The following is an 11,642-nucleotide window of genomic DNA, read 5'->3' as shown; positions in this document are numbered from 1 at the left end:
CTGCCCGCGCAATGTGAGGGGCAATCATGGTTAAGAGCACGGGTCACAATCGCCACGCCAACCAGCCGCTGCGCTGGGACATCTGGAGCTATCTCCTGGGTGGCGGTCAGTGGCGCTGAGCGCAACGCGCTTAGCTTGACGAAAAGCCCCGCTTTCAGCGGGGCTTTTTTTATGTCCGGCCAGGCCCGCGTTACTGTCGAACGGCCTCGCCGGTCGACGGCTTCACTTCCATCCGCTGTGCGAATCATCAGGCGGCCAGGCACCGGCATAACGGCAGGCGATTCGGCCATGGCATAGCCGCCAAAGAAAAAGGGCGCCCCGGCCGATGCCGGAACGCCCCTTCCCAACCCGAAAGAAACGAATCAGCCCTCCATATCTTCCAGTTCACGGCCGCGCGTTTCGTTGACCATGGCACGGACGAAGAAGAAGGAAGCGAAGGCCGATAGCGCATAGAAGCCGTAGGTCACCGGCAGGCCGACGCCGGCCGCCAGCGCCGGGAAGCTGACGCTGATCGCGAAATTGGCGATCCACTGGGCAAAGCCGGACACCGCCAGCCCCGATCCCCGGATCTGGTTAGGGAACATCTCGCCCAGCATCACCCACATCACCGGCCCCCAGCTCAGGTTGAAGAAGATGACGTAGAGGTTGGCCGCGATCAGCGCGATCAGCCCGACCTGGTCCGACAGATGCAGGCTGCCGTCCACGAAGCCCGCCGTCGCGAAACAGGCGGCCATGGTGCCGAGCGTCACGGCCATGCCGGCGGAACCGATCAGCAGCAGCGGCTTGCGCCCGATGCGATCGATCAGGCCGACGGTGACGAGGCAGGCAAGGATCGAAAGCGTGCCGGAGAGGATGTTGATCTTCAGCGCGTCATTCTCGCTGAAGCCCACCGACTGCCACAGCACCGCGCCATAATAGAACACGATGTTGATGCCGACGAGCTGCTGGAAGATGGCGATGCCGATCCCCGCCCAGACGATCCTGCGGACCCGCCCGGTGGACTTGTCCAGCAGATCGGACAGCTTGGGCTTGTGGTGATCGGCCGCCAGCGAGGCGCGGATCTCCTCCACCTTGCGGCGCGCCTCCTGCGGGCCGAACAGGCGGGCGAGCACGGCTTCCGCCTCCGCGATGCGGCCGCGCACGACGAGGAAGCGCGGGCTTTCCGGGATGAAGAGCAGCGCCAGGAAATAGACCGCCGCCGGGATCACCTGCATCCAGAACATCCAACGCCACGCAGGATAGCCGAGCCAGAAGGGCGCGGTGGAGCCGCCGGCCGAATGGGCGAGCGCATAATTCGCCACGAACGCGCCGGTGAGCCCGGTGATGATCATGATCTGCTGGACGCTGGACAGCCGACCCCGGATATGGGCGGGCGTCACCTCGCTGATATAGACCGGCGAGAGCACGCTGGCCGCGCCGACGCCGATGCCGCCGATCAGCCGGGCGATGATGAACACCGCCGAGGAGCCCGCCGCGCCCGCCGCCAGCGCGCTCAGCAGGAACAGCACTGCCGCGATCATCATCACGTTGCGCCGGCCCAGACGATCGGCCAGCCGGCCGGCGATGAACGCGCCCGCCGCGCAGCCCACCAGGATCGCGCCGACGTTGAGGCCCGTGCCCAGCTTCGAAAGATCGAAGGCGCGCTCCAGCCCGTCCTGCGTGCCGTTGATGACGCCGCTGTCATAACCGAACATGAAGCCGCCGATAGTCGCCACCGCGACGATCGCCGCGATGAACGCCATATTCACGCGCTCTAGCTGCGCCTGATACATGCCTCTTTCCTCTCCTCGAGCGCTTTTCCCGCGCCCTTTCCCTGTTGACGGCAATCCCCGGTCTCAGCCGGGATGGTTTATCCTGATGGGCTGCACCGGCAGGCCCGGCGTATCGACGCGGAACGCGAACAGATCCCCCGCCAGCGGCTGCGCCGCGAGCTGGCACTCGTCGAGGCCCTTGCGCGCCGTGGTGGCGTAAGCGGTGCGCAGATCATCGCCGCCGAAGGCGATCTTGGTGACGTTGGCGACGGGGAAGCGCACGGTTTCCATCAGCTCCCCCGCCGGCGAATAGCGGCGCACCGCGCCGCCGCCGAACAGGCCGATCCACAGGCAGCCTTCGGAATCCACGGTGGGGCCGTCGGGATGGCCATCAGCGGGATCGATCGTGGCGAAGAGGCGGGACGCCCCCGGCGCCCCATCATCATCCACCGCGAAAGCATGGATACGCCCGCCGAGCGTATCGACATGATAGAGCGTCCGACCATCGGGAGCGAAGGCGGGGCCGTTGGTGATGACCACCGGATCAATCGCGGCGGCGGCCTGCGCCTGCCCGCGCGCCAGGCGGTAGATGCGCCCGGTGGCGGCATTTTCCGCATCGTCCATCGATCCGAACCATAGCTGGCCGTCGGGCGCCACGGTCGCATCGTTGAGGCGGTTGCCCGGCAGGTGCGGTTCGGGCGCCAGATGCGGATCGAATGTGCCGGTGGCCGGATCGAAACGGTGGAGCCCGCTTTGCAGGCCGACCATCAGTCCGCCATCCGCGATCGGCAATATCCAGCCCGGCTGGGACGGCGCGGGCCAGCTTTTCAGCATGCCCTGATCGGGATCGAAACGGTGGACCCTTTTTCCCTTGATGTCGACGAACCACAAGGCCGCGTCCCTAGCCAGCCAGAGCGGGCCTTCGCCCAGCGTGGCGCCCACGGGGCAGACGCTGCGGGGGGCGGTAGCGGCCATGTCAGCGCCAGCCGGCGTCGACGAAATAATCGTGCCCGGTGCACATGCGCGCATCGTCCGACGCGAGGAACAGCACGAGGGCGGCGACATCAGCCGGCTGGATGCGCCCGTCCAGGCATTGCGCGGAGACGATCTCCGCCTCGCCTTCCGGCGTATACCATTTCATCTGCCGCGGCGTCTGCACATTGCCCGGCACGATCGTGTTCACGCGGATATTGTCCCGCCCGAGATCGCGGGCAAGCGAGCGGGTGAGCCCTTCGATGCCGGCCTTGGCCGTCTGGTAGAGGATCAGGTCGGCAAGCGCGAGGTGCCAGCTGATCGATCCGAAATTGAGGATGGCGCCGCCGCCCGCCTTCTTCATCGCCGGCACCACCGCCTGGGCCGCGAAGAACATGTGGCGCAGGTTCACCGCGAAGCGCTCGTCCCAATATTCGGGCGTCACCTCGGCAATGGCATGGCGATCATCATTGCCGGCATTGTTCACCAGCACGTCGAAACCGCCCAGTTCCTGCTCGTAACCGGCAACGACCTGGCGGAGATGGGCGACATCGGTGAGGTCGCAACGGGTGAAGCGCGGCGCATGCACGGCCTGCCCGGACAGCCGCTCGACCAGCGCCCGGGACGGTTCCTCGACGATATCGACGAACACCACGCGCGATCCCTGCCGGACGAACGCCTCGACCAGCCCTTCGCCGATGCCGCTGCCGCCGCCCGTGATGAAAACGCGCTTGCCGGCGAGACTGGGGTAGATGGCGGCCTTGTCCGCCGTGATGGGGGCCTGCAACAACGCCTCAGTCTCCGACATAAACGGTTTTGATCTGGGTATAGAATTCGACGGCGGCGAAGCCCTGCTCGCGCGCGCCGTAGCTCGATCCGCGCGTGCCGCCGAAGGGCACATGATAATCGACGCCGGCGGTGGGCAGGTTCACCATCACCATGCCCGCGCGCACGTTCCGCCGGAAATCGCGGGCATGCTTCAGCGAGGTGGTGACGATGCCGGCGGACAGGCCGAAATTGCCGCGATTGGCGATTTCCAGCGCCTCCTCGTAATTCCTCGCGCGGATGGTGGAGACGACGGGGCCGAACACCTCCTCATTGTTGATGCGCATGTCCGGGTTGGTATCGGCGATCACCGCCGGGCTCATGAAATAGCCGGGCGTGGCGAGGCTGAGGCGCTCGCCGCCGGTGACGAGCCGGCCGCCTTCGCCGGTGGCGATACCGACATAGCGGAGATTCTGTTCGAATTGGCTGTCGCTGGCGGCCGGGCCGACCTGCGTCGCCGGATCGAGCGCGGGGCCGACCTTGAGCGCCTTCGCGCGTTCGGCCAGCGCGGCGACGAAGCGATCGTGGATCGCATCCTCCACGATCACGCGGCTGGAAGCGGTGCAGCGCTGGCCGGTCTGGAAGAAGCCGCCGTCGAGCGCGATCTGCACGGCGCGGTCGAGATCGGCGTCCGCCAGCACGACCAGCGGATTCTTGCCGCCCATTTCCATCTGCACGCGCGCCTGCCGCGCCATGGCGGCGATGCCCACCTTGGCGCCGACGGCCTGCGATCCGGTGAAGGAGATGCCGGCGACATCGGGATGATCGACCAGCGCCGAGCCGACGCCGCCCTGCCCCAGCACCATGTTGAAGATGCCCTTGGGCACGTTCAGCGCCGCGCCGCATTCGTGGATGATGGTGGCGAGCGCATGGGCGATAGCGGGCGTCGGATTGGCGGGCTTCAGCACCACCGTGTTGCCGAAGGCGAGCGCGGGCGCGGTTTTCCACGCGGGGATCGCGATCGGGAAGTTCCAGGGGGTGATGAGGCCGTAGACGCCGACGGCCTCGCGCCAGGTGGAGGCATCGAGGCCGGGGCGAGTGGATTCCAGGGTCTGGCCGTGGCGGCGCAGCGCCTCGCCCGCGAAATATTTGAAGATGCGCGCGGCGCGCATCACCTCGCCCGTCGCTTCCGCCCGGGTCTTGCCCTCCTCGCGCGCGAGAAGCTCGCCCAGCTCGGCGCCGCGCGCCATCAGGGCGGCGCCGACGCGATCGAGCAGATCGGACCGCAATTCCGGCGACGCCGCCGACCAGGCGGGAAAAGCGCCCCGCGCGGCGGCAACGGCCGCCTCCACCTCCGCCGGCCCGCCTGCCGGATAGCTGGCGACGACATCGTCGGTATCGGAAGGATTCAGGCTATCGAAGGGCGTATCCGCCGAAACCTGTTCGCCGTTGATGAAATGGGTGAGCTTCATGCCGCCTCTCCTTTCCGGGCGGTCGCCGTGACGAGGCCACGGTCGACAAGGTTGCGCATCAGATCGGCGATGCCGAAATTCCAGGCGGGGGCGGCCCCGGCCGTGTTGACCCGGTTCACGAGCGTGCCGATGCGCGGCGTGGAGATCGTCACCACATCGCCCACCTTGTGGGTGAAGCCGCGATTGGGGACATCGCGATCCTGGGTCGGCGCGAACAGCGTGCCGAGCAGGAAGACGAAGCCGTCGGGATAATGATGCTCGCTCATCGCCTGGGCCAGCAGGTCCTCCGGATCGCGGCTGATCTGCCGCATCGAGCTGGTGCCATGCAGCTTGTATCCCTCCGGCCCGTCGATGGTAAGCTCCACCACGGCATCGCGCACGTCGTCCATGCCGAAGCGATCGTCGAACAGCCGGACGAACGGGCCGATCGCGCAGGAGGCGTTATTGTCCTTCGCCTTGCTGAGCAGCAGGGCGGACCGGCCCTCGAAATCGCGCAGGTTGACGTCGTTGCCCAGCGTCGCGCCGACCGCATCGCCATGGGCATCGGCGAGGATCGCCACTTCGGGTTCCGGGTTGTTCCAGGTGGAATCGGATCGCACGCCGATTTCCGCCCCCCAGCCGACCGAGGCGAGCACGGGCGTCTTGGTGAAGATCTCCGCATCCGGGCCGATCGCGACCTCCAGATATTGCGACCACATGCCGTCGGCGATCAGCGCCTCCTTGAGCGCGGCGGCTTCCGCCGAGCCGGGGACGACCGAGCGGATGCCGGTGCCGACCTTCGCCTCCAGCCGGCCGCGCACCTCGGCGGCGAGATCGGCATCGCCGCGCGCGGCTTCCTCAATCACGCGCTCGATCGCGGAGAGGGCGAAGGTGACGCCGGCGGCCTTCACCACCTGGAGATCGATGGGGCTCAGCAGCCGGAGCGGGGCATCGGGCGCGGCCGACAGGCCGAGCGTGGCGAGATCGCCGAGCGCGCGGCCGGCACCGGCATCGAACGCGCGATGCGCCACCAGTTCCGAAACCGTGGGGAAGACCGCCGCCATGTCGTGGACGACGCCGCCCTGGACCAGCACCGGGCTGGGCCCCTCGGCCGTCTGGATGCGGCCCAGGAAGCTGCCCTCGCGCCAGTCGTCGGGCAGCATGGCCGCTGCCTCGAACCGGAAGCCCGTCATCAATCCCCTCTCTCGACTCTGTGCGTTTGCGACGCTAATTGATAGCGCTACCATTGCGATGTCTGGCAGCGCTGTCAAGTTGCGCGGATGCGGGATATCGATGAGGGAAGCCGGGCCTGAGGCGCCGGCCGGGGAGGATGATATGGCTTCGATCGACCGGCCCGGGCCGGTGCTGTGCTTCGGCGAAATGCTGCTGCGCCTTTCGGCGACGGGCCGGGGCCTGCTGCTGCAGGAGGAAAGGCTGGACGCGCGCTTCGGCGGCGCGGAGGCGAATGTCGCGGTGGCGCTGGCGAAGCTCGGCCGGCCGGCGGCGATGGCGACCATCCTGCCGGACAATGCGATCGGCGATGCCGCGATCGATGCGCTGCGGCGTCATGGCGTCATCATCGACGGCATCGCCCGGCGCGATGGCCGGATGGGCCTTTATTTCCTGACGCCGGGCGCCGGCGTGCGCGCCTCCGCCATATTCTACGATCGCGTCGACAGCGTCTTTGCGCGGGCACGGCCCGGCGATTTCGACTGGCCGGCCCTGCTGGCCGGCGTCGGCCGGCTGCACCTTTCCGGCATCACCCCCGCCCTGGGGCCGGACAGCGCGGAACTGGCGCTGGAGGCGGTGCGCGCGGCCAGGGCGGCGGGCGTTCCCATATCCTTCGACGGCAATTATCGCGCGCGGCTGTGGGAGGCGTGGGACAGCGATCCCCGCGCGATCCTGACCGAGTTGATCCGCCATGCCGACCTGCTGTTCGGCAACCATCGCGACATCGCCCTGCTGCTGGGCCGCGCCTTCCACGGCGACGGGCCGGAACGGCGGCGGGAAGCGGCGCTGGCCGCCTTCGCCGCTTTTCCCAACCTGCGCCGCATCGCTTCCACCGCGCGGCATATCGAGGACGCCGACCGGCACCGGCTGACCGCGCGGATCGATACGCCCGATGCGGCGTTCGAGACGGCGGAGATCGAGGTGGCCGGCATCATCGACCGCATCGGCACCGGCGATGCCTTTGCCGCCGGCGTGCTGCACTCCCTGGCCGATGGCGAGGCCGCCGCGGCGGAGACCGGCCTCGCGCTCGCGGCGCTGAAACATTCGATCCCCGGCGATTTCAGCCTCTCCGGCCCGCGCGAGCTCGCCGCCTTCCGGGAGGGCGGACGCGACGTGAAGCGATAGGAACGCGATATGCTGCTCACCCTGGCCCTAATGGCCGCCACGCCGGCCGTGGCGACGTGCATCGATCCCGACCGGGTGGTGAGCCGCCGGGCCGAAGGCGACGACGCCATCCGCTTCGTGATGCTGGACGGCACCCATTATCTGAACCGGATCGGCGCCGCCTGCCCCGGCCTGGCGCGGGCGGATGCGGCTGGTGCGCTGATTATCGAGAAGAAGGGCGCGCGCCTCTGCCGGGGCGATTTCGTGCGGGCGGCCCGCCCCGGCGATCCGGGCGTGCCCTGCGTGCTCGGCAAGTTCGAAGCGGTGCCGGCCGACGGCACGGGGCGTTGAGGCGAGCGGGGGGCACGGCGATCCGGCTCGGGAGCGATCGAAATTCAATTATCGTGAATGTTTGACCGCATACTTATCAAACTGGTCATGCTGAACTTGTTTCAGCATCCATCCCTCCGCTTGCACCGACATTGGCAGTCGCACGGTGGATCCCGGAACACGTCCGGAGTGACGATCCTTCGCGTAACCGGTCCGCCAGCCGATCCGCCCTACGCCATGGTTTCGAGCAGCGTCGGGATCGGCACGAAGGCGAAGGCGACGGAGCTGTCCGCCACGCCATAGGGCATGAACAGCAGATCGCCGTGCCGGAGCGCGCCGCAGGTGTAGACGACGTTGGGGACATAGCCTTCGCGGTCCTCGTCCGCCGCCGACAGGAGCGGCTGGACGGTGCGGCCGATGATCTTCGAGGGGTCCTGCTTGTCGAGCAGCACCGCGCCGATCGAATATTTGCGCATGGCGCCGACGCCGTGGGTGAGGAGCAGCCAGCCTTCGTCCAGCTCGATCGGCGCGCCGCAATTGCCGATCTGCACCATCTCCCACGGATAGCGCGGGGTCAGCAGCAGTTCGCCCTCGTCCCAATGGTCGATCCGGTCGGAGGTGATGAGGAACAGGTTTTCGCCATCCTGCCGGCCGATCATCATATATTGGCCGCCGATCGTGCGCGGGAACAGCGCCATGCCCTTGTTGCGCGCGGCCGATCCCTCGATCGCTTCCATGTGGAAGGCGCGGAAATCATAGGTGCGCAGGAATTCGGAGCGGATCGAGCGGCCGTCATAGGCGGTATAGGTGCCGATCCATTCGACCCGGCCGTCATCATGGGTGAACTGGACGAGGCGGAGATCCTCCAGCCCGTTGCTCTGCGCGGGCGTGATCGGGAAGATCAGCGTGCCCGATATCGTCGAATCCTGCTGCCGGTGGATCTGGACGCGGCCGTTGGGCTCGGGATCGCCCGGCTCCAGCGTCGCGGTGGTGCAGAAGGGCGGTTCGGGCGCGAGTTCGAACTGCATGCCGGGGGAGAGTATCCCCTCGCGAAACGCGATCGAGCTGATATGGCCTTCGCCCACCGCGCGCAGCGACAGGATCACCCGCTGCGAGCCGGCCGACAGGCCCGACTGATCGGGATGCGGCACGATGCTGGGGTTCATCAGCGCGGCGGCGGCATAGCTATATTCGTGGCAGAAATAGGCGCCGATCAGCTGCTGCTTGACCGGCGAGATGCGCATGCCGTCCAGCCCCAAAGCCAGCTCGATCTGGCCGTAGCGCTTGTTGAACATGTTGCGCGTCTGCCAGTGGCGCGCCTCGAAATCGCGCAGCACCAGCGCCAGCTCGGCCTCCGCATGGACATCATCCAGCGCCAGCACCTGGCGAACGATGCGGCCGACACGGCCGGCGGCGGGGTTCGCCGGATCGACGGGAATATGGAAAGGCCGCACCACGACGCGGGACGCATCGGCATTGAGCCGGAGCGGCGTGTGAATCAGATCGAGCTGAATGGCGCCGCACTCCTCCCCGCAGGGTGCCCGACAGGGGCGCCCTTTGCCAAGTCAGGCCGCCTTTTCCGCCAGCCCCCCGAAGGGCTGGGCGGCTCAGACGGCCACGGCCCCCGTTTCGGGCCGTTCGGGGCTGTCCGACACCAGGCCGGTCTGCGCCATGGCGCAGGCGGCGAGCTGAAAGGCCAGCACCGATTCTGCGCCTGTATTAAGATTCACGCCGTCCCGCATCAATCCGTCAAAACAACTGCCGTCGGCGGCCGACGCCACCGGCTGGCCGAGATCATTGTCCCCCAGGAACCAGCGCCAGGCCCGCTGGGCCGCGGCATGCCAGCGCGGATCGCGGGTCGCGGCCCAGGCCGTCAACGCCGCGTCGATCATCGCCCAGGCTTCCACGGGCTGCTGGTCGTAAGGCAGCGGCGGGGCAAAGGGGCGTTCGAAGCTTTCATTGCCGACCGCGCGGAAATGCCCGTCCTCGGCCGTCTGGATGCGATCGAGCCAGCCCAGCACCTCCAGCCCGGCGGCGTGCATCCGCTGATCGCCCAGCACCATGCCGGCGCGGATCAGCGCTTCGGGCAGGCGGGCATTGTCATACCCCAAAGTCGGTTCGAACCAGACCCATTCGGGCCGCCGGGTTTCCGCCAGCGCCAGTGCCAGCCGGCGGCCGCAGGTTTCGATGATGCGATAAGCGAGGGTGTGGCCGGGCTGGCCTTCCAGCAGCGCCTCCGCCCCCAGCATCGCGAAGGCGAGGCTGCGGTGGTTCTGCAGCTTGAGCGCGGTGGGCGCGGCTTCATCGAACAAATGCCTCGCCCAGCGGCGCAGATCGGGGCGGCGCGCCTCCGCCGCCGTGACGCCCACGGCCCAGAGCGCGCGGCCGAAGCTGTCCTCCGATCCCACTTCCTCCAGCCAGCGGCGGTCATAGGCCATGAAGTTGCGGAACATGCCGCGATCGCGATTCCAGGCGTGCTGGACGAAACCCGCATAGATGGTGGCCAGCGCCTCGCTGCGTTCGGTGCGGGCGTCGCCCAACCGGTGCATCAGGATCAGCGCGCGGGCATTGTCGTCCACGCAATAGCCATGATGCCGATCCGGCACGCTGAACACCGAATGCTGGATGATCCCGCACTGGTCAGTCAGCCGCTCGACCGCGGCGAGGCGCGGCGCGATGCGATCGCCGCGACCGGCGACCGGCAGGCGCAGCGGACGCGGCGCGATCGCGCGATCGAAGATGTCGAGATAGGCATCCGCGAGGCGCGGCCAGATCATCGTGCGGCCGACCGCATAGGCCCGTTGCCGCATCGCTTCGCGCCGTTCGGGATCGGCCAGCAGCGTGTTGATCGCGCGGGCGAAGCCGTCGCTGTCGCCGAAGCCGACTTCGATGCCGACGCCTTCGGCGATCAGATCGGCGGCGTGCCAATAGGGTGTCGAGACGATCGGTTTGCCGAGCGCCACCGCGTAGGACAGCGTGCCCGAGGTGATCTGCGCCTCGTTCAGATAGGGCGTGACATAGATGTCGACGGCCTCGAGATAATCGAGAAGCTGGTCCGTCTCGGTATATTCGTTGATGAAGCGGACATAGGGTTCGACGCCCAGTTCCCGCGCCAGAACGGCCAGCCGTTCGCGATAGGCCTCGCCCTGCTGGATGACGAGCTGGGGATGGGTGGCGCCGAGCACGACATAAAGCACGTCGGGATGCTCGGCGGCGATCGCGGGCAGCGCCCGGATCATGGTTTCGATGCCCTTGTTGGGGGAAAGCAGCCCGAAGGTGAGCAGCACCTTGCGGCCCTGGAAGCCGAACCGCGCCTTGGCCGCCTCTACATCGGCGATCGGGCGATCGGGCACGCCATGCGCGACCACGGCGATACGGGCGAGCGGCACGCCATGGACGCGCTGGAGCATGTTGCGCGCACGCTCCGTCATCACGATCAGGCGATCGGCGCGGCGGGCCAGCGCATCGATGACGAAGCGCTGTTCCGGGCTGGGGTCCGCCAGCACCGTGTGCAGCGTGACGACCACGGGGGCTTCCACCCGATCGAGCAGGCGGAGCAGATGCGCGCCGGCGGCCCCGCCGAATATGCCATATTCGTGCTGGACGCAGACGAGGTCCACGCCGTCCTGGTTGATGCGCCGGGCGGCGGCGCGATAATCGGCCAGATCCGCCTGCCCGATCTGGCAGACGACCTGGGGGGGATAGGCATGGAGGCCGCCCGGTTCGTCCATCGCATAGACATCGGCGATCAGATCGGGCCGCGCCGCCATCAGAGCCGCGCGGACATCGGCGGTGAAGGTGGCAATACCGCACATGCGCGGCGGATGGTTGCCGATCAGGGCAATATGGCCGGTCCGCTTCCCGTGAGCGTTCATCAGCACCTCGCTGCATTGCGAAAAAATTGCGGTGCGCCGGGCCGAGTCGCGGCCCCGCGCAATCCAAGGGATCGTATGTCAAATGCACCGATCGACAAAAGGTTTCGGCGGGTCGCGCCGACGAATCGCGTTGCATCGCAGCAACAGGGGCTGGAATCCCTGCC

The 11,642-nt window shown here is 67.7% G+C and carries 9 protein-coding genes; 2 read left to right on the top strand and 7 right to left on the bottom strand.

Features of this window, described 5'->3' with window-relative positions:
- Window positions 1-362: 362 nt before the first annotated feature.
- The 5 genes from G432_RS12990 to G432_RS12970 form a co-directional block, all read right to left on the bottom strand.
- Window positions 363-1,772 carry a sugar porter family MFS transporter gene (locus tag G432_RS12990; protein ID WP_015459278.1) on the bottom strand — a complete coding sequence of 470 codons (1,410 nt, stop codon included), beginning with the start codon at window positions 1,770-1,772 and terminating at the stop codon, window positions 363-365.
- Between the two features lie 63 nt (window positions 1,773-1,835).
- Window positions 1,836-2,726: an SMP-30/gluconolactonase/LRE family protein gene (locus G432_RS12985; protein WP_015459277.1), complete on the bottom strand. Its 891-nt coding sequence runs from the start codon at window positions 2,724-2,726 to the stop codon at window positions 1,836-1,838.
- Window position 2,727: 1 nt separating this feature from the next.
- The gene (locus tag G432_RS12980; protein WP_051128736.1) at window positions 2,728-3,531 is read right to left on the bottom strand and encodes an SDR family NAD(P)-dependent oxidoreductase; all 804 of its coding nucleotides are present in this window, start codon (window positions 3,529-3,531) and stop codon (window positions 2,728-2,730) included.
- Window positions 3,518-4,960: an aldehyde dehydrogenase family protein gene (locus tag G432_RS12975; protein WP_015459275.1), complete on the bottom strand. Its 1,443-nt coding sequence runs from the start codon at window positions 4,958-4,960 to the stop codon at window positions 3,518-3,520. Before G432_RS12975 ends, G432_RS12980 begins: the two co-directional genes overlap by 14 nt.
- The gene (locus G432_RS12970; RefSeq protein WP_015459274.1) at window positions 4,957-6,132 is read right to left on the bottom strand and encodes a fumarylacetoacetate hydrolase family protein; all 1,176 of its coding nucleotides are present in this window, start codon (window positions 6,130-6,132) and stop codon (window positions 4,957-4,959) included. Before G432_RS12970 ends, G432_RS12975 begins: the two co-directional genes overlap by 4 nt.
- A 142-nt stretch (window positions 6,133-6,274) precedes the next feature.
- Between G432_RS12970 and G432_RS12965 the strand changes: the two genes are divergently transcribed.
- Window positions 6,275-7,294 (top strand): sugar kinase, encoded by a 1,020-nt coding sequence (locus G432_RS12965; protein ID WP_015459273.1) that lies wholly within the window; start codon window positions 6,275-6,277, stop codon window positions 7,292-7,294.
- Between the two features lie 9 nt (window positions 7,295-7,303).
- Window positions 7,304-7,624 carry a hypothetical protein gene (locus tag G432_RS12960; protein ID WP_015459272.1) on the top strand — a complete coding sequence of 107 codons (321 nt, stop codon included), beginning with the start codon at window positions 7,304-7,306 and terminating at the stop codon, window positions 7,622-7,624.
- Between the two features lie 209 nt (window positions 7,625-7,833).
- On the opposite strand, the gene G432_RS12955 is transcribed toward G432_RS12960, so the two are convergent.
- The gene (locus tag G432_RS12955) at window positions 7,834-9,060 is read right to left on the bottom strand and encodes a glycoside hydrolase family 130 protein (protein WP_015459271.1); all 1,227 of its coding nucleotides are present in this window, start codon (window positions 9,058-9,060) and stop codon (window positions 7,834-7,836) included.
- Window positions 9,061-9,210: 150 nt separating this feature from the next.
- A complete protein-coding gene (locus G432_RS12950) occupies window positions 9,211-11,478 on the bottom strand; it encodes a glycosyltransferase family 4 protein (protein ID WP_015459270.1) in 2,268 nt (755 codons plus the stop codon).
- Between the last annotated feature and the right edge of the window lie 164 nt (window positions 11,479-11,642).

The sequence above is a fragment of the Sphingomonas sp. MM-1 genome, from assembly GCF_000347675.2.
GTDB lineage: Bacteria > Pseudomonadota > Alphaproteobacteria > Sphingomonadales > Sphingomonadaceae > Sphingomonas_E > Sphingomonas_E fennica.
The sequence above is the reverse complement of the archived record's forward strand: the minus strand, read 5'-3'. Positions and strand labels throughout refer to the sequence as shown.

Excerpts from the sequence above, each read along its gene's own strand:
- G432_RS12950 (WP_015459270.1), bottom strand. The coding sequence starts at position 11,478 with ATGAACGCTCACGGGAAGCGGACCGGCCATATTGCCCTGATCGGCAAC.
- G432_RS12975 (WP_015459275.1), bottom strand. The coding sequence starts at position 4,960 with ATGAAGCTCACCCATTTCATCAACGGCGAACAGGTTTCGGCGGATACG.
- G432_RS12965 (WP_015459273.1), top strand. The coding sequence starts at position 6,275 with ATGGCTTCGATCGACCGGCCCGGGCCGGTGCTGTGCTTCGGCGAAATG.
- G432_RS12960 (WP_015459272.1), top strand. The coding sequence starts at position 7,304 with ATGCTGCTCACCCTGGCCCTAATGGCCGCCACGCCGGCCGTGGCGACG.
- G432_RS12970 (WP_015459274.1), bottom strand. The coding sequence starts at position 6,132 with ATGACGGGCTTCCGGTTCGAGGCAGCGGCCATGCTGCCCGACGACTGG.
- G432_RS12990 (WP_015459278.1), bottom strand. The coding sequence starts at position 1,772 with ATGTATCAGGCGCAGCTAGAGCGCGTGAATATGGCGTTCATCGCGGCG.
- G432_RS12980 (WP_051128736.1), bottom strand. The coding sequence starts at position 3,531 with ATGTCGGAGACTGAGGCGTTGTTGCAGGCCCCCATCACGGCGGACAAG.
- G432_RS12985 (WP_015459277.1), bottom strand. The coding sequence starts at position 2,726 with ATGGCCGCTACCGCCCCCCGCAGCGTCTGCCCCGTGGGCGCCACGCTG.